This window comes from Bacillus sp. SM2101 (genome assembly GCF_018588585.1).
GTDB classification, from domain to species: Bacteria; Bacillota; Bacilli; order Bacillales; family SM2101; genus Nanhaiella; species Nanhaiella sioensis.
On the sequence record NZ_JAEUFG010000001.1, the window covers coordinates 154,039 to 180,349 of the forward strand.

Annotated in this window: 24 protein-coding genes, 1 pseudogene and 1 other annotated feature (1 of these 26 cut by a window edge); of the genes and pseudogenes, 9 read left to right on the plus strand and 16 right to left on the minus strand. The window is 34.5% G+C overall.

Features of this window, described 5'->3' with window-relative positions; translation table 11 throughout:
* Nucleotides 1–141: 141 nt before the first annotated feature.
* The 3 genes from JM172_RS00820 (at nt 142) to JM172_RS00825 (ending at nt 2,407) form a co-directional block, all read left to right on the plus strand.
* A complete protein-coding gene (locus JM172_RS00820; protein ID WP_214480141.1) occupies nt 142–1,044 on the plus strand; it encodes a hydroxymethylglutaryl-CoA lyase in 903 nt (300 codons plus the stop codon).
* A gap of 90 nt (nt 1,045–1,134) precedes the next feature.
* Nucleotides 1,135–1,263 (plus strand): hypothetical protein, encoded by a 129-nt coding sequence (locus JM172_RS25080; RefSeq protein WP_284730418.1) that lies wholly within the window; start codon nt 1,135–1,137, stop codon nt 1,261–1,263.
* Nucleotides 1,264–1,495: 232 nt separating this feature from the next.
* Entirely contained in the window at nt 1,496–2,407 is a 912-nt protein-coding gene (locus JM172_RS00825; RefSeq protein ID WP_214480142.1) for an alpha/beta hydrolase, read from the plus strand.
* Between the two features lie 27 nt (nt 2,408–2,434).
* On the opposite strand, the gene JM172_RS00830 is transcribed toward JM172_RS00825, so the two are convergent.
* Entirely contained in the window at nt 2,435–2,758 is a 324-nt protein-coding gene (locus JM172_RS00830) for an iron-sulfur cluster biosynthesis family protein (RefSeq protein ID WP_214480143.1), read from the minus strand.
* A 160-nt stretch (nt 2,759–2,918) separates the two neighbouring features.
* Between JM172_RS00830 and JM172_RS00835 the strand changes: the two genes are divergently transcribed.
* Entirely contained in the window at nt 2,919–3,116 is a 198-nt protein-coding gene (locus tag JM172_RS00835; protein WP_214480144.1) for a CDGSH iron-sulfur domain-containing protein, read from the plus strand.
* 478 nt (nt 3,117–3,594) lie between these two features.
* Entirely contained in the window at nt 3,595–4,653 is a 1,059-nt protein-coding gene (locus tag JM172_RS00840; RefSeq protein WP_214480145.1) for an oxidoreductase, read from the plus strand.
* Nucleotides 4,654–4,730: 77 nt separating this feature from the next.
* Here JM172_RS00840 and JM172_RS00845 read toward each other — a convergent pair whose 3' ends face one another.
* Together JM172_RS00845 and JM172_RS00850 are read right to left on the minus strand one after the other, a co-directional pair.
* On the minus strand, nt 4,731–5,060 hold the full coding sequence (locus JM172_RS00845; RefSeq protein ID WP_214480146.1) for a YolD-like family protein: 330 nt from the start codon (nt 5,058–5,060) through the stop codon (nt 4,731–4,733).
* A gap of 356 nt (nt 5,061–5,416) precedes the next feature.
* Nucleotides 5,417–6,676, minus strand: coding sequence for a Y-family DNA polymerase (locus tag JM172_RS00850; RefSeq protein WP_214480147.1), 1,260 nt, complete (start codon nt 6,674–6,676; stop codon nt 5,417–5,419).
* Between the two features lie 467 nt (nt 6,677–7,143).
* Between JM172_RS00850 and JM172_RS00855 the strand changes: the two genes are divergently transcribed.
* The 3 genes from JM172_RS00855 to JM172_RS00865 all read left to right on the plus strand — a co-directional run bounded on the left by JM172_RS00855 (nt 7,144) and on the right by JM172_RS00865 (nt 9,214).
* A complete protein-coding gene (locus JM172_RS00855; protein WP_214480148.1) occupies nt 7,144–7,779 on the plus strand; it encodes a TetR/AcrR family transcriptional regulator in 636 nt (211 codons plus the stop codon).
* A complete protein-coding gene (locus JM172_RS00860) occupies nt 7,772–7,999 on the plus strand; it encodes a hypothetical protein (RefSeq protein WP_214480149.1) in 228 nt (75 codons plus the stop codon). Before JM172_RS00855 ends, JM172_RS00860 begins: the two co-directional genes overlap by 8 nt.
* Before the next feature lie 63 nt (nt 8,000–8,062).
* Nucleotides 8,063–9,214: a C45 family peptidase gene (locus JM172_RS00865; RefSeq protein WP_214480150.1), complete on the plus strand. Its 1,152-nt coding sequence runs from the start codon at nt 8,063–8,065 to the stop codon at nt 9,212–9,214.
* A 407-nt stretch (nt 9,215–9,621) separates the two neighbouring features.
* Here JM172_RS00865 and JM172_RS00870 read toward each other — a convergent pair whose 3' ends face one another.
* The 11 genes from JM172_RS00870 to JM172_RS00920 form a co-directional block, all read right to left on the minus strand.
* Nucleotides 9,622–11,823 carry a motility associated factor glycosyltransferase family protein gene (locus tag JM172_RS00870; RefSeq protein WP_214480151.1) on the minus strand — a complete coding sequence of 734 codons (2,202 nt, stop codon included), beginning with the start codon at nt 11,821–11,823 and terminating at the stop codon, nt 9,622–9,624.
* Nucleotides 11,810–12,112 carry a hypothetical protein gene (locus tag JM172_RS00875; RefSeq protein WP_214480152.1) on the minus strand — a complete coding sequence of 101 codons (303 nt, stop codon included), beginning with the start codon at nt 12,110–12,112 and terminating at the stop codon, nt 11,810–11,812. The genes JM172_RS00870 and JM172_RS00875 overlap by 14 nt, the downstream gene beginning before the upstream one ends.
* A gap of 42 nt (nt 12,113–12,154) precedes the next feature.
* Nucleotides 12,155–13,348, minus strand: coding sequence for a UDP-4-amino-4,6-dideoxy-N-acetyl-beta-L-altrosamine transaminase (gene pseC, locus JM172_RS00880; protein ID WP_214480153.1), 1,194 nt, complete (start codon nt 13,346–13,348; stop codon nt 12,155–12,157).
* A 14-nt stretch (nt 13,349–13,362) separates the two neighbouring features.
* Nucleotides 13,363–14,391, minus strand: a complete 1,029-nt coding sequence (locus JM172_RS00885; RefSeq protein ID WP_214480437.1) for a polysaccharide biosynthesis protein — start codon at nt 14,389–14,391, stop codon at nt 13,363–13,365.
* Nucleotides 14,392–14,516: 125 nt separating this feature from the next.
* On the minus strand, nt 14,517–15,566 hold the full coding sequence (gene pseI / locus JM172_RS00890; protein WP_352222605.1) for a pseudaminic acid synthase: 1,050 nt from the start codon (nt 15,564–15,566) through the stop codon (nt 14,517–14,519).
* A complete protein-coding gene (gene pseG / locus JM172_RS00895) occupies nt 15,567–16,628 on the minus strand; it encodes a UDP-2,4-diacetamido-2,4,6-trideoxy-beta-L-altropyranose hydrolase (RefSeq protein ID WP_214480154.1) in 1,062 nt (353 codons plus the stop codon).
* 32 nt (nt 16,629–16,660) lie between these two features.
* Nucleotides 16,661–17,386, minus strand: a complete 726-nt coding sequence (locus JM172_RS00900) for a cytidylyltransferase domain-containing protein (RefSeq protein WP_214480155.1) — start codon at nt 17,384–17,386, stop codon at nt 16,661–16,663.
* 16 nt (nt 17,387–17,402) lie between these two features.
* A complete protein-coding gene (locus JM172_RS00905; protein ID WP_352222733.1) occupies nt 17,403–18,398 on the minus strand; it encodes an ATP-grasp domain-containing protein in 996 nt (331 codons plus the stop codon).
* Complete coding sequence (locus JM172_RS00910; protein ID WP_214480157.1) at nt 18,367–19,728, minus strand: sugar phosphate nucleotidyltransferase; 1,362 nt, start codon at nt 19,726–19,728, stop codon at nt 18,367–18,369. The genes JM172_RS00905 and JM172_RS00910 overlap by 32 nt, the downstream gene beginning before the upstream one ends.
* Before the next feature lie 329 nt (nt 19,729–20,057).
* Nucleotides 20,058–21,185, minus strand: coding sequence for a glycosyltransferase family 4 protein (locus JM172_RS00915; protein ID WP_214480158.1), 1,128 nt, complete (start codon nt 21,183–21,185; stop codon nt 20,058–20,060).
* 230 nt (nt 21,186–21,415) lie between these two features.
* The gene (locus tag JM172_RS00920; protein WP_214480159.1) at nt 21,416–22,366 is read right to left on the minus strand and encodes a dTDP-glucose 4,6-dehydratase; all 951 of its coding nucleotides are present in this window, start codon (nt 22,364–22,366) and stop codon (nt 21,416–21,418) included.
* A 297-nt stretch (nt 22,367–22,663) separates the two neighbouring features.
* On the opposite strand from JM172_RS00920, the gene JM172_RS00925 reads away from it, so the two are divergent.
* On the plus strand, nt 22,664–23,110 hold the full coding sequence (locus JM172_RS00925; RefSeq protein ID WP_214480160.1) for an S-Ena type endospore appendage: 447 nt from the start codon (nt 22,664–22,666) through the stop codon (nt 23,108–23,110).
* 152 nt (nt 23,111–23,262) lie between these two features.
* On the opposite strand, the gene JM172_RS00930 is transcribed toward JM172_RS00925, so the two are convergent.
* Both JM172_RS00930 and JM172_RS00935 read right to left on the minus strand, forming a co-directional pair.
* A complete protein-coding gene (locus tag JM172_RS00930; protein WP_214480161.1) occupies nt 23,263–24,051 on the minus strand; it encodes an SDR family NAD(P)-dependent oxidoreductase in 789 nt (262 codons plus the stop codon).
* Nucleotides 24,052–24,342: 291 nt separating this feature from the next.
* Nucleotides 24,343–26,017, minus strand: a pseudogene (locus JM172_RS00935) (glutamine--tRNA ligase/YqeY domain fusion protein).
* A gap of 69 nt (nt 26,018–26,086) precedes the next feature.
* Nucleotides 26,087–26,311: a binding site (T-box leader), on the minus strand; it runs 33 nt beyond the window's last position.

Genomic DNA, 26,311 nt, shown 5'->3' on the forward strand with positions numbered 1-26,311 from the left:
GTTCTTCATTGTGTGTCAATATTATAGCATATGGACATTCGCAATCTTACTAGAAATTAGTTTAATTGTTGCCGAAATATTCAAATATTTAATAGAATATAGGTAAGCGTTTTCTTCTATTAAAGTAAGGAGGATATGATTATGCAATTACCTGATCAAGTCACAATTATTGAGGTCGGTCCACGTGATGGGCTACAAAATGAAAATGCCCTCATTCCTACTGAAAAAAAAATTCAGTTTATTCATAGCTTAATGGAGGCTGGTATTCATGAAATGGAACTAACTTCGTTCGTCTCACCAAAATGGGTACCACAAATGAAAGATGCCGAGGACATAATTTCATCTTGCTTAGATACAACGAAACGGCACTTTGTGTTAGCCCCAAATAAAAAAGGGGTTGACCGGCTTTACAAAACTTCTTGTAAACATGTTGCCGTTTTTGTCGGGGTCAGTAACACGTTTAACAAAAAAAATATTAATAAAACGACAGCTGAAAGCATCACAGAATTAATCCCACTTATTCATGAGTTAAAAGAAAAAGGCTATTTCGTACGTGCATGTATATCCACTTCATTTTATTGCCCTTATGAAGGGAAAATTTCTGAGGCGGATGTCATGTCATTATGTGGTCATTTTGTCAATGCTGGAGTAGATGAATTAAGTGTTGCCGATACGATTGGAATGGCTAATCCACAACAAGTTTTTTCATTGTTTACCAAATTGAAAGCAAGATTTCCTCACGTACTACTCACCGGTCATTTTCATGACACACGCGGAATGGCGATAGCAAATATTTATGCAGCACTCCAAGCTGGTACTATACGTTTCGATACATCTGTAGGTGGGTTAGGAGGATGTCCGTTTGCTAAGGGGGCAACTGGCAATGTAGCTACAGAAGATGTCGTATTTATGATGCATCAAATGGGCATTAATACGAACATTGAGCTAACTAAACTAACTGAATCCCTCAATGTTATTCGCCCATTTTTAACGAAATCCTTAAACAGCAACTATGACGATATTGTACAAAAAACACTGCTATAATTTTTTTACTACTATATTGGTATAAGATCTTGATATTTTTCTCACCATACTATTTGAATAATAAATTTAGTAAAGGAGACTTTTCTATCTATGCCAAAACAACAAAAAACACGTGGCCAAAAAGGTAAGCAAAGTTCTGACACAACGAATGCTGTGATGTCTGTCGAAGAGATGGAAAAAGCAACACACCCTACGAACCGCCAAAATTCTAAATCATAAGACTGACAACTTAAAATCCACCGTAGTCAACGCCCCATAAGCTAAGCTACGGTGAGGTTTCTTCATCAATATGCCAATAAGTTCTTGAATCACCCTATACTAAAGAGACCCGCTGAAATGGTGAAGTGACCTAAATTCAATTAACACATACTCCCCGACCATCTTTCCATCCAGATGTTTATGACCTAATGGTATAATGAAAATAAATAACTCTTTAAGGGGAAAGCACTTTATGATAACACTATTCATTTTTATTGTAGCGTTATTTACCATTATCGTAATTACTGGATTTATACTAACAAATCAAATTATATATATTAAAAAGAAAGATGATGATGAGCTATATAACCGAGAAGTAAATGAAGGTCGCTTTAAACCTGAAGCTTTTACACAACTGCCTTGTCAAAAAATTGAGATACAATCAAAATACAACTACAAAATCCACGGTTGGCTTATTGCACCACACCAGGCAAATAAATATATGATATTTTGTCACGGAGTAACCGTGAATAAAGTGAATTCTATTAAATATATGGATGTATTTTTAGAGAGAGGTTGGAATGTTCTTGCATATGATCATCGCCGTCACGGTGAATCCGGTGGAAAAACAACAAGCTACGGGTATTACGAAAAGCATGACCTCGCTGAAGTTGTTAACTGGTTAAAACAGCGTGTCGACCATAATAGTATGATTGGTATACATGGAGAATCAATGGGCGCAGTAACGGTACTATTATATGCTGACATGGTTAAGGATGGAGCTGATTTCTATATAGCAGATTGTCCTTTCTCTGATTTCGAGGAACAGTTAGTCTACCGCGTAAAAAAGTCGGTTAACCTTCCTAAACAGTTGTTTATACCTTTGACAAACCTATTTTTACAATGGCGAGAGGGGTACTCCTTAAAGAACATATCCCCCATTTCTATCGTAGAAAATATTACACAACCAATTCTGTTTATTCATAGTCAAAAGGATGACTATATTTTACCTGAAATGACTAAAAATCTATACAAACAAAAAAAAGGACCCAAAAAGCTATTTCTAGCTCAAAATGGATCACATGCATTGTCTTTAGCAGAGAATAAAACAGCTTACGAACAAGTTCTTGACGAATTTTTAGCGCAGTATAAACTCGATAATTAAAAAGCGCCATGAATCATTATAGCTTTGCTATTCACCCATCTCTACTAAGCTCATCCGTGGATTTAAGATTTGGCTTGGACTTTTGAGCATGAAACAGTTTGCACTCTCTGTAAAATCAATCGTCATCTCTTCATCAAAAAACACTGTTTTTGATTGATCAATTAGCAATGGTATAAAATTCGTATTGACTTTTATCTCATCATCATTTGCTTTATCAACAATCCACAATGCCGAAACACCACTAACTACACAGCCACACCCTTCTGTGTCGTAAGCAAGCTTTAACAATTTACTTTGTTCCATATTAGTCTCTATATGATCTATAGCTTTTTTTGTAAATGTAATTTTCAAATTGATCCTTCTCCCTATAAGTTTTCCTCTCATTTTAGCATATTACCATACGATATACTCATATTTTGTATACAAGCTCATTTATTTGCATATTCTCATAGTAATGAAGTTGAGTTTTGTTGATCATTATAAAAAATACCCAATTAAAGGAGAGAAAGACATGTCTGATGTTCGAATTAAAGTGTTAGATAATGGACCATTACGAGTAACTGGTAACATTGAATTAGTTGATGGAGATGGTAACAGTTTTGAAACGAAGCAAGCTTATTCTTTATGCAGGTGTGGCTTATCGAGTAAAGCACCATATTGTGACGGATCTCATAAAGATAAGTTCGAATCTTCTGTTCGAGCTGAGTAAACTCACAACAGTAACGGCTATTTTCATAAACATCAGAATGATGAGTTTTATGAAAGCATAATACTTGTAAAAGTAGAAAAGTGCCACGAACGCTAGATTTCGTGGCATCATTTCTTCTATTTAACGATGACTTATGAGTAAAACGACATGATAACCAACAAATTACGAAAGGCTCTTTTCGTAAACTTTGTTGCTATTTTTATTAAAAAAATGGGTAATATGATGAGTTTTTTTAGAGCTTAATAATGTAAAAATAGTAAAGCTGCCACGAATACTAGATGTATACGTGCTTACACCTTAGAACGTATAGCAACAATCAATGCGAAAACAACCTTACGAAAAGGGACTTAAATAACATAGTTGAACCTCAAAAGAGATGGAAAGTTAATTCCTAGTCATGTTAGCTTGCCATTACTCCTTTACGACCACACATAAAATGTGTATACTACAACCATTCCAAAAGAAAGAAGGAAAAATAATGAACAAAACCATACATGTTGGTCTCGTTGGTTTTGGGTTTTCTGGACAAGTATTTCATGCCCCATTTGTTCATTCTCATCCAAACCTGCAATTAACAAAAGTCGTTGAACGAACGAAAAGTCATTCAAAGGAACTATACCCATACACAGAAGTTGTTCGTGACTTCAATGAACTGCTTGAAGACGAAGCAATTGATCTTGTTATCATTACTACGGCTAATGAGCTCCACTATCCTATGGTAAAGAAAGCATTACTGAAAAATAAACACGTGGTTGTCGAAAAACCTTTTACGATTTCCTCTGAAGAAGCAACACAATTAGCTAAACTAGCAAACAAACAAAATCGAGTGTTAAGTGTATATCACAATCGCCGCTTTGATGGTGATTTTTTAACTATAAACCAAATCATTCAACAAAATCTACTTGGTCATGTTGTAGAATTTGAGTCACACTACGATCGTTACCGAAATTTTTTAAAAGGCTCCTGGCGAGAAGACAATAGACCAGGATCAGGTATTTTGTATGATTTAGGCTCTCACTTAATCGACCAAGCAATCACATTATTCGGGTATCCTCATACTGTGACCGCTGATGTGCGAATTCAACGACCTATTTCTCAAACAATTGATTCTTTTGATCTCAAATTAGATTACGATAACCTCAAGATTTTACTAAAAGCTGGCATGTTAGTAAGAGAACCAGGACCTCGTTTTATCATTCACGGCACAAACGGTTCTTTTGTTAAATATGAGATGGACCCACAAGAGGAACAATTAAAAAATGGCATGATGCCTACAAATATGATGTATGGAATAGAAAAGGAAGATCATTGGGGCACCCTAAACACTGATCTTAATGACCTGCATTACAAAGGAAAAATTGAAACAATAAAGGGAAATTACATGAATTTCTACAACAATATTTATGATGCAATTGTAAATGACTTGCCACTAATCGTAACCGGTGAGCAAGCATGTAATACTATCCGCATTATTGAGTTAGCGATGCAAAGCTCCGAAGAGGGTAGAAGTATACCTTTTACACCTCAATTAATTTAGTTCCATATCCCTTATAGAACTATTTTTCGTTTATTCTCGAAGGTTTTTTCTATACGTTCTTTTTTAGTATTTTTCATTTACAAAGGCTGAATGTCTACAATATTAACAAACTGTACATCATGGATTTTTTCAACCCTATCCATGATGCGTACGGTTTTATTAATGTGGTCTATAAAATGAATATTACCTTCAACAGTATTTATCGCATGATTTTGATAATAGGAAAAAGATAATGTTTGATTTCCAGCTATACCGATATGAATCATTTCATTCAACTCTTCTAGTCGTTGCTCATCTAACAACGGCTTTGAAGCTCTCTGCTGTTTTTTTTCTAACTCCCTTAACAGCTTTGTATGTTCAGGGAGCATCATTGATACCCATTTAATTGTTCCACGGTCTCGAATCACTTTTATCACTCTCCTTTTTTTCATTCCTAAATTCTTTATGAGCTAATCCGTTATTGAAGGCATTATTCCACCGTTTTCCACATGGTGAATTGCAGGCACTTCCGCTTTTCTTTTTATCTAGCTACAGTGCCTATCTCCTCGAGCCACTTCACCATTACACCCAAAGACAAAGAACGCCTTCATTTGTAATGCTTCCAGTGCTTGTCGGAGATGACCAAGGCACTTCCGCTTTTCCTATTGTCCAGCTGCGCCTCCTAGTCCCTCGAGTCACTTTACCATTACACCTAAAGGCAAAGAACGCCTTCATTTGTAATGCTTCCAGTGCTTGTCGAGACTGAACAGTCGGCTCGCTTTTCCTATTGCTTATGGCCTCCTACTAGTGTGCTGCGGTGACGTGCCGTCCCCGCATCCGTATATGAAACTGCTCGCAAAATTGCATTTGAGCCGTATTTCCTCCTGATTTCATCCATACAGTAGCCGAGTGCTTGCTGCTTCGGTTTATTCATTTCAAACAGCGATAGTTGCATATTTAGATCATCCTCAATATTAGACAGTGCAATTGAGATTTTTCGTACTGTTTTATTTGTATAATGCTTTTGAAATAGCTCAATACAAACATTGTAAATATCCATTGTAATATTTGTTGGTTCTTCCATTGTTTTTGAACGATAAAATCCGCCGCCAAATTCATCTTTACTATATCCAATACCAAGACTAACCGTTCTTCCGACCTTTTTAGCTGTGCGAGTTCTTCTTGCCACCTCCTCACACATTTCTAATATTACTCGCTTTACATCTGTCGGATTTGGATAATCTCGTAATAAAATTTGACTTTTTCCAAAGCTAATTTGCCCTTGCAAAAAGGGTGCACCAAGCTCTGAAAAATCAACACCCCACGCGTGATAATATAGCTGATTTCCCATAATGCCAAACTTTTGTTCAAGTAGTTTGAGGGAATAATTAGCAAGCTGCCCTACTGAGAATATTCCTATCCTGTTTAATCTTTTTTCCATTTTCCCACCAATTCCCCACATTTGACTAAGTGGTGAAAGCGGCCAAAGCTTTGTTTCCACATCATCATACGTCCAACGAGCAATCCCTGTTTTTTTTGCCTCTAAATCCAAGCATAGTTTTGCCATAAGCATATTTGGTCCTATACCAATTGCACACGGAACTTCATATTCTCTCTCTATATCTTCTTTTAATTTTTGAGCTGTCGTTTCTGCATCACCCCATAGCTTCTCAGTACCATCCACTTGTAAAAAACTCTCATCAACGCTATACGTATGAACTGCTTCTCCCGGCACATAGCGCTGAAATAACTTAGTAAGTTCCATTGATATACGTAAGTATGTGCGCATCTTTGGATTGACGATTACAATTCGCGGGTCCTTAGGGATTTCAAATAAACGTGACCCTGTTCTAATACCAAATTCCTTCTTCAAGCGTGGTGAAGCTGCTAAAACAACACTCCCCTGTCTTTCTGTATCACCAACAACCGCTAAGTAGCATGTCAGTGGATCTAAATTCAGCAGTACTGCTGCACAACTTGCAAAAAAGCTTTTCATATCAATACATAAGATGTTATGGTGAGGCATTTTGCTATAATCGATCAAATATAACACCCCTAAAAGAATATACGTTCGTATTATTATATTCAATATCTTAACCGAATATACGTTCGTTATCAATTGCAAATTGTTTCCAATAAGAAATACTAAGATCCCCAATGTTTGGTGACAAACACTGTAGCCACTCATGAAGGTGTTTTATTGTTCGAAAAGCACTATTGTTAGATATTTCAGAAGACACTTTGTTTAAACTTTGTTACTTTTTTCACTTAATTTGAGTAACTGATGTGTATAGTTTTTAGAGGAGAAAACATGCCACGAAAACTAGTTTTATCCGTTAGTACGAAAAACCACATTCTATACGAAAACAGCCTAATGAAACAATTAATGTGAAAATACCCTTTCATAAAGGGATTTATTCTACATATTTTTTACAATTTCTTCTTTTATTACTAAAGTATACATGTTATAATTTTGATTGATTAATCAATCATTGAATGCGAGGTCTAATTATGTCTAAACAAATACCTAAAAAGGAACAACTACGGGAAGAAAAAAGACAAAGAATTTTACATGCAGCTATCACCCTCTTCTCGAAAAATGGCTATTCAGAAACAACAATTGCAGCTGTCGCCAAAGCTTCGGAAGTGAGTTTCGGAACTGTATTTACTTATTTTTCAAATAAGGAGCAACTTTTTGAGGCCGCGGTATTAGAACCGTTAGATGAAATGAAGGCGCTGTTTTTATATCAAACTAACAAAGATCACTCCCCCTTAGAACATCTTAAACAAATGGTTAAAGAGCATGTTATTACCTTTTCTCAAAAGGAAACCCATTTACGCTTAGTTCAGTATGTATTAGGGCAACATGAAAGGTTTCCAAAATTATTCGAGCAATTAGATTCTTTTTTCCATGACGTCATCGACGCACTGAAGCCAATCATTATAGAAGGACAAAAACAAGGTGAGCTACATACGTTGAATCCTGAAATCGTAGCAACATCTTATTTCCAATTTTTAAATGGGATTCGTGTAACAATTATTAATCCGCCCGATGGGGTTATATGGAAGGCACTTATTCCACAGGCGTTGCTCCTTTTTGCACCAGTAAATTCCAAGAATATTTACGATAGTACCCTCAATGAATGAAATTAGCAGTGTTATCGAACTTGGAAGTATCATTGGTTCAGTCATCATTAGTCGTTTAGGTAACAGAATTAATGAGAAAGTATTGGTGTATTCCTCTACTGTGTTGCTAGGTGTGTTAATTACACTAAACGGAGTGGGCGGTATAAGAAGTGGTTTTATAAGATTGTCAGCGTTATTAAGAATAAAAGATAAAATAAATTTTTTAGTTATCTGCATGTAAATTGTTTTAGTAACAATCACCTTTATGAAAAGAATTACATCATATTTAACTGGAGGGATAGTCATGTTTTTCGAGGAAAAAGTAATTACAGGAAGTCCAAATGAGTTTATGGAAGTTCGCCATTTAAAAATACAAGGTTCAAATTTTGATATTGGAAAGAAGCTAGCTGAGATTGCGTATAACAATCATCGTGCCCTACCTTACCCCGCGACGACCAAATACAAATATCAGCTAGAATATTTTAAAAATAATTATCCTATCTTACTTGACCGTATACAAGGAGCGACTGATTATTTCAGTAATATAAACGCTGAAGACAATAGCTATGATTTTTCTTCTCTCATTTATTCATCTGGATTACCCGGCTGTTCCGTTGTATTTTATCCTCCAACAACGACTGAACATGGAAGTCCAGTCGTAAGTCGTAACTTCGACTTCACAACTGGAACTATAACTGGGGAAATACCGGCTGATAACGAGAAACCTGCTTTTGCAAATCCATACATTCTTGAGCTGCATCCAGACGAAGGCTATTCTTCTTTATGTGTGTCGGGATATGAAATGCTTAGTGGAGTACTTGATGGAATAAACTCAGAAGGTCTTGTTGTTACGTTATTAGCTGATGATGATGCGATTACTCATTACCCTATTGAACCAACCTATCAGCCTCAAGTTGGTTTGAATGAATTACAAATACTAAGACTGTTATTAGATACATGTGCCAATATTGAAGAAGCAAAGAAAGCATTGCATATGAATAAACACTATTATACTCTCTATCCCTTGCACTTCCTCATCGCTGATAAACATGGCAACTCATTTGTTTGGGAACAATCTCACGGACGTAATAAAGAATTTACTTTTGATGGTGATAAGAACCATCCCCAAGTAGTAACTAATTTCCCATTGTACAAGTATCAATCCGAGTCACAATTTCCCGATACTGATGATCGATTATCTATGTATAATCGGTTCTGTAATATAAAAGAAAATATCAAGAGAAATAAAGCTCCATACTCCATAAATTTTATAAAAAATGTAAATCAACAAGTCTCTTTTCATGACCATTCTCACTTAAGAGAATCACAATGTCCTACACGAACGTTATGGCATAGCATATATGACATTGAAGATCGCACTATATTAATAGATTTTTACTTAGGTGAAGAAAATGAAACGATAAAAAGATCTGGATACATCCACCTTTCCCTATGAAAAAGTCATAATTTTCAAAAGGGTGACTCATGATTGAGTTATCCCTATTTCCTTTGATGGTTTCCATTTCACCACTTATAGTATAATTCTTCACCCTCATTTATTATTGAGGGTGAAGGTACAGTAGTGAATTGTGATTGCCTTGGACTACCAATAATATTAGCACGATGGACAATGCTGAATAGGTAAGTTTAACGATGTAAATATTTCCCTTCATTGTTTTGTTGGACAGGGCATATGAGCAAATCAGTAATAGACGAAAGCAAATTATACCATCCTTGTTATAAGGGTAACCCAAAATTTCAGAGCAAATCTCACACTCTTATCTTGTATATAAGACAGCATTGCCTTTATACAATAGATAAATTCTCCATAACCGCTTTTTTGAGCTACCCTTTTAAAGTAAGCTAAAATATACTCATATTTAGTAACTTCTTTTGTGCTTCTATAAAGCTCTCAACAAGGCTTTCTGCTATGATCTCTAATCTTTTGAACCAGTTAGATTGTACTGTCAGAGCTTTTACTGCACCTTCTACAGTTTGAATATTGCCTAACCGATTTAAATCATCGTAGCCGGTATACATTATCTGTTGAAAAAAATAAACGAACAAATCATTTGAAAAAAACTGCTGAAGATCTATATGGTTTTTATTCAATACTTCTTCAAGCTCATTTAAAGTCGCTCCAGTCTCTTTTTTACATAGGTTTAAAATTTCGTGGCATCTTTTCATTCCTTGTTGAGTCGAATGTAATAAACTCTTTATTCCATGTGTATATTTATCTAGTTCATCAGCTAGATCATGTAATCTAATCATTCTGTGTTTTAAATTGATTGTTTCTTTACTTTCAGAAACAATTGTATATAGTTTCTTTTTCAACGGCTTTTTACAATATAATTCAATAGCCTCCATTAATGGCATACAAGTCGTACCGTTAATCTTCGCACCACCTTCTGTTGCATTAATGACTGTTATGTGGGGGGTATTCATTATCATTTCTTCAAGGCCCTTTCTAAAGAACGTCCACAAAGGCGTTGAAGAAATTGATTTACCATCATTACTGTCAACATCCACTACCTTATTTTTGTCATAATCGCTCTGGGAACTTCCTTCGTAATAACGTGACTTTTTACTATGGTGAGCTCCATCTGGAGCAAAGGCAAAATCTTGACCTACAAATATTATAGGATTAGCACCCATGTATATAGCAGCCTCGTACGCTAGATGTGAAACATTAGAACCACCGCTTAGACAAGATTCATCTCCAATGAAGCGGTTAACCCATCTATTCATTGCTTCCCTTGAGCGAAATATTGGAATCCTTGGTCCTTGAAAAGTTTGATAATTTCGCTTATCAATTATTGCTAAACCAAGTAAGACTAATTCCTCTGGATATTCTATGCCTCTAAAATGATGTAAAAAAGCTTGCTCGGTTCGTTCTAATATACACATTGCATCAGGCTTAATTTCTTCCTTTAATAAAGGTATTACCGAAGAGCCAGCTGCTATCATAAGACCTTTATCCTTAATCTTTTTTAATATTTCGATATTTTTGTCCAGTGATGGTCCATTCGCAACAATAAACGCTGGTTTATTATAAAATTTATTTTTGAAACTACTAAGATACGGATTTTCAATAATTTCATTTACATTGTTAATTAAATTATGAAAACCTATTAAATTATCATAAGGATCGTTACCTATATTTATCGTACAAAAAGTAATAAGCTGCATAATTGATTGATGAAGGTGCAAGTATTTCTTTTTAAAATATCTTTTTGCACTATTCGTAAAGACACAAGTAGGCATCGTGCATCTTAGCAACCCACCAGTAAGTAAAAATTGCTGAAATTCTTGTGAAATGTCATGAAAATCTCCCACAAAAAAAATAACTTTCGGATCTTTCAACAATTTTTCAAGGTCAAACAAATATAACATCGCCAAAAAAATATATATATTTTGTTCAAATATAACAACAAACGTATTCGAGTGTCTTTTTGCATCAAGAGTAAACAGTGGATATCCAACGTCACAGCCATAAATAAATAAAGATGTAGCATCAATGATAGTATTTTCTTCAAATAATACTTCACCTTCATCTATAGGCGTCGTGCCATTTAAATAAAAAGACCCTTCTGTTCCAATATACTTACAAGTCGGCAACCCTTTATCATTAACTGACACCTGAATTTTTCTCCAGAGATCATCTTTATTCACCTTTCTCACTTGTTTTTTGATACGCTCTGGGAGAAGGTTAAAGTTTTTCTGAAAACCTATTTCTAATAGTGTAGTTTTTAAAATCAACCTTCCTTTCCATTTTTTTAGTAACTGCAACCCCTCACATTCAAGTATACTTCTAAGACCTATGATATCTTTTTCACTTAATATCTTACGTAACGGGTGAAGTAGTAAAATGATAGCTCTCACTTCATCATAGCTTACCATCATGTTAGAAGAATAATTTGCTATAACAAACTCTAATTTCTCTAGAAAAACGATAAAATACTCGAGAGCATATTTGTCATTCCCTTCTTTTATGCTCTGTACTGTCAAAAGAAGTATTTTTTCCGACTCTACTATATGATTGTACAAATCATCATTTATCATCATCTTCCCTTTCTAATAATTTTATCCAGTTTCCTCTTTGAAAATCTTCAAGGTTTTTTAGAATTCCTTTCTTGTATTGAAGCGACTCATAATCATGCTTATTCATTCCAGCCTGAACCTCTTTAATATCCTCTTCTGTCCAATAGTTAGACAATGATTGATTGGACATTTCTTTTAATTCAACTAATAATGTTGTTAATTCGGTAACAGCTTTTTTATAGTCAATTTCCTTACTAGCTTCAATGCTCTTATTATCTTCATTAACATGCATTTTTTCATTGTAAATGTCCATTAAAAACACCTCGCTTTTTTTTCATTTTCAATGAAATATTTCTTATTTGGCAAAGTAAAAAATGACTTTTTGGACTGCTTTTATTACACTTTCAACATCTTCATCAGTCATTTTCGGAAATAATGGTAAGGTAATAGCATCGCCGTAAAACTTTTCTGCTACAGGACAAAGACTTCGTGGGTAACCAAGCTGCTGGTAATAAGGTTGTAAATATACAGGTATATAATGAACATTAACTCCAATATTTTCATTTATTAAAGCCTCATATATTTCCTTACGAGCCCCGTTTAATTTATGCAGGTCCAATTTAATGACATATAAATGATAACTTGAAAGCCTATCATTCTTTTCATAAGGTAGAGTAAGTTGATTTAGCTTATCAAAAGCACTATTATATTTTCTTACTATAGCCTTCCTACGACTTATAAATGAATCAACTTTTTTGAGTTGACTTATTCCTAGTGCAGCCTGGATATCAGTCATACGATAATTAAAGCCTAGAAATTGCATTTCATAATACCACGCCCCTTCGTTCTCCCCCATCTTTTCACAGTTTCTAGTTATTCCATGATTACGGAATTGGATGAGCTTATCATAATAGTTTGGATTGTTTGTTGTAATAACCCCTCCTTCACCAGTAGTAATGTGCTTTACTGGATGGAAGCTAAACATTGTCATATCACTTATTGATCCTATCTGTCTTCCCTTATACTTAGCACCTAGAGCATGAGCTGCATCTTCAATAATGATTAAATCGTGTTTCCTAGCAATACTCATAATGTCATCCAAGTCAACAGGCTGACCTCCAAAATCTACAGGAATTATCGCCTTTGTTCGTGATGTTATTAACGCCTCTATATTCTCAGCTGCAATATTATTCGTATCAAGATTAATATCAGCAAAAATTGGAGAGCCTCTCTGATATAAAACGCAATTCGGAGTTGCTACAAACGTTATTGGTGTTGTTATTACTTCATCCCCCTCAGAAATACCGGCAGCAAAAACAGCAGCATGAAGTGCAGCCGTTCCACTTGAAAATGCAACAGCGTATTTACTATTTACATATGTTGAAATCTCTTTCTCAAATTTTTCAAGAAGAGGTCCAGTGGTTAAATATTTACTTTTCAAAACATCGATAACTATGTTAATATCTTGGTCATCAATCCATTGTTGGCCGTAAGGGAGGAATTCATTTCGAACGGGTTTGCCACCGTGTATAGCCAATTTATTTAACATAACATTCCTCCTCTTCATCGATCAGACCATAAAAAATCTAATAAATTTACCTCTTTCAATATAATGTTTTTGATGTCTTTCACAGCTAACTGGTTACAAGCTAAACAGTCAGCCCGGTAATGAACACTTTTAACCGTCTTACTCGCGTCTTCAACTTTTGTATAATCGCTAGGAATAATAAACATGTTATCTTTCTCATAAACTAACGGGATTTCTTCATTCATTAAAAGTTCTTCAACAACCTTTTCCCCAGGTCGTAAGCCGATTTCTTCAACATAAATTTCATCCTTTAATATATTAAATTTTTCCTCAACAATTGATATGATTGCTTCAACTAAATCGTTTAGTTGAACTACAGGCATTTTTAATACGAATATTTCTCCACCTTTGGCAATCCGAAGTGCATCTAACATTAACGAGCATGCTTCAGTTTGTGACATCATAAATCTCTTCATTTTTAAATCGGTAACTGTTATTTTTTTTTCTTTCATTATTTTCTTAAAAAATAAAGGAATAACTGACCCTCTTGATCCAATTACATTGCCAAACCTGACTGAAGAAAAAACAGTTTTATGATTTCCTTTATATGAATTGGCAGAAACAAAAAGTTTTTCTGCAATTAACTTGGAAGCTCCCATTGTATTAGTAGGACTAATTGCTTTATCACTGCTTGAAAATAGCACTTTCTTCACTTTGTTTTCAAGAGCTGCTTCAATGACATTTTGTGAACCAATTACGTTTGTTCTGACTGCTTCAAATGGATTATATTCACAAGCAGGGACATGTTTTAACGCTGCTAAATGAAACACGTAATCAATATCTTTCATTGCATAACTAAGACGTTCTTTATCTCTAACGTCACCTAATAAAAAGCGCAGCTCTTTTTGAACTTTTCGCTCTTCTTGCATTTCAAATTGCTTATTTTCATCCCGACTAAGTATACGTACAACAGCAGGGTCAAATGTTAACAAAATATCTACTAGTGCCTTACCGATACTTCCGGTTCCCCCTGTCACCAAAATTTTTTTTCCTTCAAACAAAATAACACCTACTTCCCCTCATAGATTTCACTATTACTTCACACTACACTTGGAATAAAATTAGGTGTTTATGTTAATATTTAATCTGTTTGAACATGACATTGAAAAGGTGAATAAGTCGAAATTAGTTAAAACATCTTCCATGTCACAGGGGTACCTTTCTTAACACTTTCCTTTACACGCTTGCCTAATAAAATGTCATAATATTTCGGCTCAAGACCATTACCTGGTCGAATGATTCTAATATTTTTTTCTGTAATCATTTCTCCTGCATTTAAGTCTTCCGTAATATATATAGATCGCCGATGTTGCAACGACGAAACCTCTCCTTCTGTTGGACCATAGCTCACCTTTCCTATCGATCTCCAAGCCTTCCTTACTTCGGTAACAAGCATTTTCATCTCATCTGGTTCCATAGAAAATGGTGAATCTATCCCATCATCAGTTCTAGACATCGTGAAATGTTTTTCAATAACTGTTGCACCTAAAGCAACACTAGCTATTGGAACACCTAACCCCATAGTATGATCTGATAACCCTACCTCACAATTGAACAAATCGGCCAAATGGGGGATTGTCGCAATATTTGAATAGATTTCGGATGCAGGATAGGAACTCGTACATTTTAATAAAATTAGATTATTGCACCCCGCACTTCTCGCTGCTTGAACTGCTTCATCAAGCACAGCAACTGTTGCCATGCCGGTAGATATAAATACAGGCTTCCCTGTCGCAGCTACTTTTCTAATTAACGGAATATCTACATTTTCAAATGAAGCAATTTTATAAGCAGGAACATTTAATGCTTCTAAAAAATCTACAGCAGTCACATCAAAGGGGGAACTAAACCCGACCATGCCAAGCTGCTCACACTTGCTAAATATCGTCTCATGCCATTCCCAAGGCGTATACGCCTTCTTATACAGATCATACAATGTCTGACCTTGCCATAAGCTATTAGAATCGTTAATAAAAAATTCCTCTTTATTCATATTTATTGTCATCGTATCTGCTGTATATGTTTGTAGTTTTATAGCGTCGACACCAGCTCTAGCTGCAGCCTCTACAATTGTTAACGCATGATCTAATGATTGATTATGATTGCCGGACATTTCCGCAATAATAAACGGTTGATGACCCTTACCAACATAGCGGTTAGCTATTTTGCATTCATACACCTATTTTTCCCCTCCCTTCATTTGTAAAATTGTTTTGACAACGCTATGTTGTTGATTATTTGTACGCCTATTTGTAATAGCTAACGCTCGTTGACTCATGTTAATTAACTTTTGAGGTGAGCTTAAAGCATCGTTAATTTTTGCAGCGTAATCATTTACTTTGACATCCTCATGCCAACCGATTTTCCATACAGCCCCATATTGATGAGCAGCACAAACTGATGGTTGTTGATTTTTTGCAACAATCGCAGTGATAGATGGGACACCTAAATAACATCTTTCCCACATCGATATACCGCCTGCTCCAATTACGAGATCCACCTTTGATAGCAATCTTGCAAAATCGGTGATTTGACTATGATATTGATAACCTTGTTGTTCACACATCATATAAATCACATCTTGTTTCCGATTTGAAGTTCCAACGACGACGTCTACATGATGTAAATCATAATCAATTTTTTTCAAGGCTTTTAGAGCTTTTTCAGTTTCGTCTGTTGGATCACTACCTCCGAAGAAAATCAGTAGTCGACGGACATTCCCGTCTCTTTGTTTTAGTTGTATTCTTTCATGGATAAATTCTTTTCTAATGAGTAGGTGTTTTAGTCCGAGGATTCTTTTACAATGAGGTGGAACGAGTAGGTCATAGCGAGTTTGGTAGTTACTAATAAAATTGTGATCAAGCAATATATCACAATGATGATATCTGTTAGCTAAATCATCAATTACCATCAATTTAGAAACGCGATTCCTCACTATACTCTCCCATTTTTCGCTAATACGATAGTGATCAACGATAAGCCATTCTATTTGGTTAGAAATCACTTGTAGTCCTTGCAAAGTTTCATCCGCATCTTCTTGCTCTGAATGAATTTGCTTATAAAGACGAATCACACGAAATCCCTGTAATTCAATATATGAGTTAAGATTTCCTTCAAGCTCCCTTGATATAAAAAAAACAACATATCCTTCTTCTCTTAATTGTTCAGCAAGCACTAGACAACGCATAACATGACCAGTACCTATTAGCGTAGATGCGTCTACTCTAAAGACAGTGTTCATAGTTATCCTCCAATTGAGCTCAACCTGACTATTTATTCTACAGGTTTTTGAGTGATATGAGCATTCATATTTGCTACATTAGCATGTGTAACTAAATATTCCACCACATCTCGAGAAGGAATTAGAATCTCTCCCTTAAAATAATCAGCTACCACACAACACATCTGATAATCCTCTATGGTATCTAAGGTAATCCTCAGCTCAGGATGATTCAGAAAACTAGGTGCGATTACTTTTGTATGCTTGAACTTCGATGGATGTTCATAAGCGTAGTAAGTAACATGTTCACGGTGACGGGTTTCATAACCATATTTATAAATAAATTCAAGGGCAGTAAATGCAATCATTTCAACAACTAATCCACGAGGTAAATGTCCATGAACAATTACAATATCTGCCAGATTCTTCTCCATACGATTTATGATTTGGTTTGCAAAGTTATAATCTATAAATGGACAATCTGCAGTAACACGAATAACATAATCTGGGTTATACTGTTTTGCACAATGATAGTAACGACTTAGTACATCACTTTCACTTCCACGATAACAAGTAATATCATGTTTTTTACACCATTCTTCAATTTGATCATCTTGTTTGAGGGTAGAAGTTGCCACTATGATACCCAAAGTCTTTTGAATTTGCTTACACCTAGAAACGACATAGTTTATAACCGTACTCGCGCCTAACGGTTTTAATACTTTACCAGGTAATCGTGTCGAGCCCATTCGAGCTTGGATAATTATTAGAATCTCCAAATGCTCACCGCCTAGCTCACAATATTAAATCTTCAGGGTACCGAACAAGCATCATTTCCTTATTAGAGCGAACAAAAGGGTATTTGTGTAAATCATTCCCACTTACTTCTAACATAAACCAGTAAAAGCTATCTAAGCCAGCCGCTATACTTAATGTAGAAGCACCACCAAAACGACTATTACATTCAATAATATGAAAGTGGCCATTCTTATCAACTATTATTTGTAAAACAATATGACCATATAGCTCTAAATCAGTAACCACTTTTGAACAAAGCCTTGCTAATCGTTGATCACGAAATGTAGTAGATATTTGTGATTCACCATTAACTACTAATACACGTTTTCTAGTAACAATACCTTTCACTTCTCCATTTCTCGTTACATATACATCTGCGGTTATCTCTTCCCCTTCAATATATGGTTGAAAAATGGGCGTAACTAGCTTTTCGGCATACTTGATTGACTGATCTTTTGTTAATTTCAAGCCAATATTATTTGATCCAGCCCCATACCTTTCTTTTACTACATAAAATTGGTTATCGCGTACCAAATCTATAAAACTTGTTTCCGTTTGAACTACAGGGTAGCCATGCTTCGTTCCGAATTTACTAAATAGGTATTTATCTAAACATCTGCCTACAGCTTTTTTTGTGGCAATCATTACGAAGATACCATTTTTATTTAATACATTTTTATGCTTAGCAAAAAATAATAATTCTCCATCACGAGAAGGAATAATGGAGGTAACATTGTTTTCTAAGCAATATTGAAGTAAGTAATCAATTGTAAGCTTATCTAACTTAGGAATTTTCCAAAATTGATCAACAAAATAACGACCGATACAAGCTTCATCACTATCGACTCCGTACACTTTTATGTTACTATTGATTTTTTCAGCTGCTACTTTCACTGCTTTTAGCATCGGTACTTTTTTTGAAATGCTTGTTACAAGAATATTAATTTTTATTTTTTCCCCCCTAAAAAATACTCTTTTGAATTGTGTTCCAATCTATAAACAATCGAATAATATCTTCTTCAACAAGCTCCTTACCCATTTGTATTTCGATAATTTCAATATCAGTTAACCCTTTTATCGTATGTTTATCACCAATTTGAATATTAACAACATCTCCATCCTTTACATGAAACTCCTTATTATTTAATATGCATATTCCATTACCTGAAATAATCTTCCACGTTTCATTTCGTTTTTTGTGCAATTGATAACTTAAGTTTCTCCCTTTGTAAATACAGATTCTTTTTGTTAGTACTTCAATACCATTTGCTAACTTGGTATAATCAAGAACGCGATACCACCCCCAACGACGCTCTTCATACATGGGTCGTTGTTCAAATCCATCTAATAAGTCTTTTAATCGAGGACTAGCTCTTTTGCTACTTACTAAAATCCCGTCTGGACTTGCTGCAACAACTGCATCCGACACTCCTAATACATATGTAGGAATCTCTAGTTCATTTATTAGATGTATATTCGTTGAATCTTCACTTATTTTCCCATTTCCTACAATATTATTAGACATTTCATCTGTTAAAGTGTTCCAAGAACCTAGATCCTTCCATTCACCCTCATATGGCAAAATGACTATATTTTTTGCAAATTCGACAACTTCGAAATCAAAACTAATTCTCTTTAATTGTTCGTACTGTCTTAACAACTTGTCATATGTAACCGATATACCTTTTTGTATTAATAAATTTATTAAATATCTTAGTTTAAATGCAAAAATCCCACAATTCCAAAGTGCACCTTCTTTTATTAATTGTTGCGCCTCTTTTTCATTCGGTTTTTCAATAAAGTAACTCCCATGATAGTAAGAACCTTGAACAAAAGATTGCTTCGGCACAATATATCCATATTTTTCAGACGGATATACAGGACGTACTCCAATTAAGGCAATATCACATTCTGTTTCATTTACAACCTTCTCTAATTCTAGTACCTTAGTAAAAAAATCATTTTCAACATAAGAATCTACAGGAATGACACAAATCACCTCATCAAGGTCATTTCCTAATGATAGTAAGTAAGTTGCAGCTAACGATATAGCTGGAAACGTATCTCTCCTGTTAGGCTCAACAATGAGTGATATAGGTGAAGAAATTTGATTTTGTACTATTTCTACTTGAGATTTAGGTGCAGTAATGTATATTGAATCCCTTACACCAGCCAATTGCAGTTGACGTAAAACTCTCTGAACCATTGACTCTACATTGCCATTGTCATCTTTTAATATCTTCAAAAACTGCTTTGATCTTGAATCATTAGAAATTGGCCACAACCGTTTCCCCGAACCACCTGATAGTAACACGTGGTGCATTTATTCCCCTACTCTCATTATGATTTTCAATATTGAAGAGAGAATACTAATAAAATCATTCAGGTCAACATTCTTTGAATTTAGAATACTAAGTACAATTTATCTCGTAAATTAACGGCAATTTAAGTCACAGATGTTAGCATGTTTTTGTTACGAATGTTTTCCTTCTTAACAAACTGTCATGATTAAACATTATTCCGTTACTTACTTTGTATGATTTTCGGTAAATCCGATTGGAACCTTGAACTAATAGTGAAAGTAGCTAACAGTTTTCATAGAATTGAATTGTAGCAATAGTTGTTATTCATATTAAAGAGTGTTAAGAATAACTATTGGTTATGTCTTCTAATCGTGTTTACATATTTACTGACACAATCGTTAATATCATACTTCTTCTTCACAGTCATTTTTGCGTTTTTTGTTAATTCTAATAATTTATAGTAATTCTCATATGAATAAATTAATGCATCAGCAAGTTCATCTATATTCCCTGGCTTCACCCCTATGCCATTAATATTCGGCCGTAAGTAATCTTGAATACCTTCTGTATAAGAGGCTATTACAGGGACTTGAAGAGCCATCGCCTCTAGCCCAACAATACCTAGGCCTTCACTTAGTGTAGGAAACACAAAAACATTGCAACACTTAACCAATTCGAGAGGGTTTTTCAGCATACCAGTAAACACAACATGTTCTTGTATACCACTCAGATGTATTTCATTTAGTACTTTCTCATAATAGTCCTGTTCAGCAATTTCACCTATAATGATTAATTTCGCTCTTTTAATTTGAGTTAGCGCTTTTTTAAAAGATTTAACTAAATATAATAGCCCCTTCCTTTCTTCTACACGCCCTAAAGTAACAAAACAAAATTCATCGCTCTGACAAAATAATGTTTTTAACTTTTTATTTATCTTAATATTCTCACAATATTCCACATCAATTCCCCAAGGGACAACCTCTAATTTGTTCTTATCAATATTCACGTTCACCTCTAGAAATTGTTTCCAATAGTATGACATTGTATATATTTCATCACACATTTTAAATGCATAACCATCTGCTATGTTCATCCATGTTGGCCTATTAACATTCCAACTGTGAAACGTTGCTACAATTGGAATGTTTTTACCGCAAAGTTTCTTTGCCATATTTACTAAGAAAGCTGGATATCCGGCATGCACATGAACAAGGTCAAATTGATCTAGAATAGTTGTCAACGATATAATTTCTGTCCACATATTTTTGTAATCACGTTTAAAGGAGTCAACTTTTATAATAGGAACATCATTTTTCTTTAATATTTCTTCATATTCCTCCCAATTCTTTATTTGTTCAACTGGATTTGAAGTTGCCACAGTTACTTCAAAATATTTTCTTAATTCTAAAGATAATGTAGTTACAACTTTTCCAGAACCACTTATTAAAAATGGGGTGATTTCCAATACCCTCTTCATTTTCCATCACCTCTTATTTACAATTGTATAAACCATTCCTAGGCTGTTTACCGATCATTTCTAAGAATATTGAGATGCCTCTTTTTTTGATTCAGTTGCTTATTTTTTCATGACCAACTCGTATACTAAATTGTAGTTTGGGGTATGTCTGTATCAGCATGGGTAGTTCAGGTCTAATGTATATTCATTAAGCGTATTTGCCTTCCACTATGTCCTGTTAGCATAAATCATTATATTTTTTTCCACCTATCTTTTAACCACTCCTCTGTTCTTCTTATGCCTTCTTCTAAGCTCACTTTCGGCACCCATCCTAATAATTGTGTTGCCTTATCAAAATTACATAATAGTTTCTCTATTTCACTTTGAGGATGAATATGAGGAACGAGTCGAATCCTAGATTGATCACCATTAACAATTATCTTTGCTAACTCTTTTATTGTAATATCAGATCCTAACCCCGCATTTACTATTTCGCCATTTGCTTGATTAGAGTAGCCTGCTGTAACGACAAATTGAGCACAGTCATCTACGAAAAGAAAATCTCTCGTCTGAGTCCCATTCCCATATATATTTAAGCTTTGACCATTCAATTTATTTTGCAGAAATTTAGTAATAACCCCACCTTCGCCATTTGATTTTTGATACGGACCATACGTATTAAACGGGCGAAGAACTACTACAGGAAGACCGTATGAATAATAATAAGAGAGCACCATATTTTCAGCTGCTATTTTCGCTCCTGCATATGGAGATGCTGGTTTAATTGAATGTGTCTCATTAATACCAACATCGTTTGAAGATCGATCATAAACCATACATGTACTCATAAAAACAAGCTTTACATCATATCTCCTGCATTGTTCAAGAATGTAGAATGTTCCAATTGTATCATTATTAAAAGTTGTATCGGGATGCTCAATACTATCATGAACATTAATGCTCGCCGCCAGATGATAACAAAGATCAAATTTTTGTTGAAAGAGCTCGTTTAATAAAACGATGTCTTTAATATCCCCATGAACAAACTCCATAAAATTTTCATTTCCAATAAACTCTTCAATATTTTCTGTTCTGCCGTTAGATAGGTCGTCCACTATCCACACTTTGTGCTGATCTGATAAAAGCTGTTTAACAACCCATCTACCAATGAATCCAGCCCCCCCTGTAACAAGCATTTTCAACGGCAAATTCCTCCTATAAAGTAGTGCCTCAATTTATTCTTGCAAATCCATTTATGCTCAATGTATTCCTGTTAAAGTTGTACTATGTATAACAAAATAAGTTTAGTAATTTCTTTACTTATGGACTTTCCACTCAAAAAAACCTTACTCTGTAATACATGAGCAAGGTTTACTGAATTGTATAAGATAACTAAACAACTACTATCACCAAAGAAGATATTATTTACCCTCGTGCCCAATCAATGCTGATTAGCAAGAATAAAATACACTAGACAAACTATGAAAAGGAGTTAAAAAATGGGTAAATATACTACATCGTCATGTTGTGGTAGCACTAAGATAACTACCGCAGAGAAGACAGCTTGTTGCGATTGCCCTACCTTTGTTAACCAGATGAACAGTAGTGTTAACTTATCTTGTGGGGCATCTGAATACACAATTTTCACTGGAAATACCCAAGGCTCTTTAAGTGGAACAATCTCTACCAATGGAGCCGGTACAGGACCTTGCTCTAATGCAACTATACGTATCTTATCAAATAACCTATTATTACATCAACAGGATTTAATTGTGACACAAAACTTTAGCTTTTCTTTTAATAATGTAACAAGAGTTACCGCTTCGTGTAGTGGAGGTAACGATGGAGATATGTGTGAAATAAAATGGGAGTTGGCATCTTCAGAAAGATGCATAACAAATAGTCCTCCCCCAACAACATTTTCTTCAAACTCAAATGGACCATAGAATCAATATTCTATTGCTGTAGCAGTGATTCCCGAATTATATCACAATTCCATAAATTCACAAATCTTAACTAAGCGCTCTTAGACAAGTTACCACCGTTCATAGCGGTGGTTTGTTTTGTGTAATGTTAAATTACTCCTCATTAACTAATGTTATTTCTTATCAAATACTCCTGCAAATTTCTCAAAAGCTCTAGGAAATAAATGATACAAAACACTACTAGCATTCATCCATCTAGGTAAATTTAACTCTCGCTTAGGATTAATCATTAATTTTATGATTTGCTCAGACACATAATCTGATTTCAAGATTATTTTTTTTACATTTTTCACATAATTACCTGATTTGTCAGCAGTGTTGAAAAAATTTGTTTCAATTGGCCCAGGATTAACTGCCGAAACATGAATGTTTGTTTTAGCAAGCTCCATTCTTAAACTATTAGTAAATCCAATTACCGCATGTTTAGTTGCTGAATAACCGCTCGATTTAGGTGTAGCCAATTTTCCCGCTTGAGATGCAATATTTATAATATGCCCTGAGTTATTGCTTAGCATAGAAGGTAACACTTCCTTCGTACAAGCCGTTAATCCAAGTACATTTACTGCAAACATTCGTTCAATATCATCCATATTTGCATCAATAAATGCATCGAAAATACCGAATCCGGCATTATTTACGAGAATGTCTATATGTCCAACCTCTTGATAAATTTGTTGAAAAACTACTTTCACTTGATGTAAGTTACTTACATCAAGTGAAAAATACAGACTATCGACTGAAGCTTGTTCGTTTATATATAATGAAATCTCTTTTAATTTATCTTCAGATCTAGCAAGCAGTATAGGTCGTGCACCCAGCTTAGCCACCTTCAATGCAATTTTTTCACCAATCCCTGAGGAAGCTCCTGTAATAACGATATTTTTGTTTAATAGTGTACTCATCCTTCTCCCCCGCAAAAATTAAGTTTCATAAGAGACATATTAGCTCATTTTATTTATGACGGTTTTATCAATTGTAGCCTTTAAAAGTTTTTTTATCTATAGACAAACATTGTATTTTCACATGCATTAATACACCTGATAGGATCGAACATTTACTAATCCATTTTCAATTATTTTCCAATATAGATATTGATTGCTTTAATAATTAAAGTAGTTTCTGGTTTACTAGACGTTTACTGATATTGTAATTTTATCACTTCATTTGGAATTATATATAGGATTATCTTCATTCTATTTTCTTTTCCAAGAATTTTTTAATGCAACAATTCTGTTAAAAATTAACTTTTCGGCTGATGAATTTTTATCTACGTTGAAATAACCATGACGGAAAAATTGAAACTTATTTTCAATCCTTGAGTTGTTAATAGCAGGTTCTATGAAACAGTCTTTTTTAATCACTTTCGAATTCGGATTGATTTTTTCCATCCATGTTTTTTCTTTGTCCTTTACGATATCTTCATTCTCGAATAATTTCTCATATATATAATATAACGTCTGCTTTTACACCATGTAGAGCTGAAACCCAATGAATCGTACCCTTTACTTTTCTGCCTGTAAAACCTGTTCCACTTTTTGTTTTTTGGTCATACGTACAACGAAGTTCAATAATTTCACCAGTCTCATCCTTTATAACTTCATTACACTTAATAAAATAGGCTCCCTTTAATCGAACCTCTGAATTCAATGTTAATCTTTTAAAACCTTTTACGGGCACTTCCATAAAGTCATCTTTTTCAATATAGATTACGCTTGAAAAAGGTACATCTCTTTTTCCTAAATTAGGATTTTCTACATTGTTGTCAATTGATAGCATTTCCTTCTTATTTTCATCAAAGTTCGTAATAGTAACCTTTAAAGGATTTAAGACAGCCATAACACTTTTCACTTTCGGTTTCAGTTCGTTACGAACGATACTTTCAAGCATTGCATAATCAACAGTGCTTTGATGTTTTACAAAACCAATTTCATTGATAAACTTTCTGATACTTTCTGGAGTAACTCCTCTTCTTCTTAATCCCCTTATTGTTGGTAATCTCGGGTCATCCCATCCATCTACATACCCTTCTGTTACCAGCTCTCTTAAATATCTTTTACTAGTTACAACTCCTGTTAGATTTACTCTGCCGAACTCTCTTTGTTTCGGTGGTTCTTTTACATCGAGTTCACTTAATACCCATTCGTATAACGGGCGATGGTCTCTAAATTCTATGGAACATAGAGAATGTGTAACCCCTTCTATTGAATCTTGAATTGGATGTGCAAAATCATACATCGGATAAATACACCAATCACTACCCGTTCTATAATGGTTTTTGTGAATAATTCTATATAAGATAGGGTCTCTTAAATTGATATTTGGCGACTCCATATCTATTTTTGCTCGTAATACTTTAGAAGCTGTTGGAAATTCACCCTTTTTCATCTTTAAGAATAAAGTTAAATTTTCCTCAATAGTTCTTTCTCTATATGGACTATTTTTTCCAGGTTCAATTAAAGTACCACGATAATTTGTAATTTCCTCAGGAGAAAGGTCACAAACATAAGCTTTACCTTTTTTTATCAATGTAACAGCAGCATTAAAAATTTCATTAGAATAGTCTGACCCATAAAATACTCGATTACCTGGGCGATAGCCTAACCAATTAATATCCTCAATAATTGCATTAACATACTCAATATCCTCTTTTAAAGGGTTTGTATCATCAAAACGTAGATTAAAATTTCCATTAAACTTTTGAGAGACCATAAAGTTTGTATGAATAGCATAAACACTACCAATATGAAGATATCCATTTGGCTCAGGTGGGAACCTTGTACAATTAGGTCTATTAAAAGTACCATCCAATAAGTCGTCTTCGATTAATCTATCTATAAAACCGTTGGTAATTATCTTATTCTCACTCATTTTCTATCCTCCTAAATTTAAATTTGAATGGTTCAACAAAAAAAATCTCACCCCCAAGACTAGTTATGTCTTGGGGACGAGATTATATATCGTGGTACCACCCCAGTTTGTTAATATGTCACCATATTAACCTCTTCAGGTACGGTATTAAAATTTAATACTTATACCCTAGCTCTATAACAGGAGCACCTGTCACACTATCCCTTAAAATAAGTTCCAATGCGATACTCTGAGGCTTGGTTCAACAAATAATTCTTACTCCTTTTCAGCAGTTGGAGCTCTCTGGAAAGAATT

Excerpts from the sequence above, each read along its gene's own strand:
- JM172_RS00820 (WP_214480141.1), top strand. The coding sequence starts at position 142 with ATGCAATTACCTGATCAAGTCACAATTATTGAGGTCGGTCCACGTGAT.
- JM172_RS00915 (WP_214480158.1), bottom strand. The coding sequence starts at position 21,185 with ATGAAGAGGGTATTGGAAATCACCCCATTTTTAATAAGTGGTTCTGGA.
- JM172_RS00825 (WP_214480142.1), top strand. The coding sequence starts at position 1,496 with ATGATAACACTATTCATTTTTATTGTAGCGTTATTTACCATTATCGTA.
- JM172_RS00855 (WP_214480148.1), top strand. The coding sequence starts at position 7,144 with ATGTCTAAACAAATACCTAAAAAGGAACAACTACGGGAAGAAAAAAGA.
- JM172_RS25080 (WP_284730418.1), top strand. The coding sequence starts at position 1,135 with ATGCCAAAACAACAAAAAACACGTGGCCAAAAAGGTAAGCAAAGTTCT.
- JM172_RS00875 (WP_214480152.1), bottom strand. The coding sequence starts at position 12,112 with ATGGACATTTACAATGAAAAAATGCATGTTAATGAAGATAATAAGAGC.
- pseC (WP_214480153.1), bottom strand. The coding sequence starts at position 13,348 with ATGTTAAATAAATTGGCTATACACGGTGGCAAACCCGTTCGAAATGAA.
- JM172_RS00925 (WP_214480160.1), top strand. The coding sequence starts at position 22,664 with ATGGGTAAATATACTACATCGTCATGTTGTGGTAGCACTAAGATAACT.
- JM172_RS00870 (WP_214480151.1), bottom strand. The coding sequence starts at position 11,823 with ATGATGATAAATGATGATTTGTACAATCATATAGTAGAGTCGGAAAAA.
- JM172_RS00930 (WP_214480161.1), bottom strand. The coding sequence starts at position 24,051 with ATGAGTACACTATTAAACAAAAATATCGTTATTACAGGAGCTTCCTCA.
- JM172_RS00910 (WP_214480157.1), bottom strand. The coding sequence starts at position 19,728 with ATGCACCACGTGTTACTATCAGGTGGTTCGGGGAAACGGTTGTGGCCA.
- JM172_RS00860 (WP_214480149.1), top strand. The coding sequence starts at position 7,772 with ATGAATGAAATTAGCAGTGTTATCGAACTTGGAAGTATCATTGGTTCA.
- JM172_RS00835 (WP_214480144.1), top strand. The coding sequence starts at position 2,919 with ATGTCTGATGTTCGAATTAAAGTGTTAGATAATGGACCATTACGAGTA.
- pseG (WP_214480154.1), bottom strand. The coding sequence starts at position 16,628 with ATGAACACTGTCTTTAGAGTAGACGCATCTACGCTAATAGGTACTGGT.
- JM172_RS00840 (WP_214480145.1), top strand. The coding sequence starts at position 3,595 with ATGAACAAAACCATACATGTTGGTCTCGTTGGTTTTGGGTTTTCTGGA.
- JM172_RS00865 (WP_214480150.1), top strand. The coding sequence starts at position 8,063 with ATGTTTTTCGAGGAAAAAGTAATTACAGGAAGTCCAAATGAGTTTATG.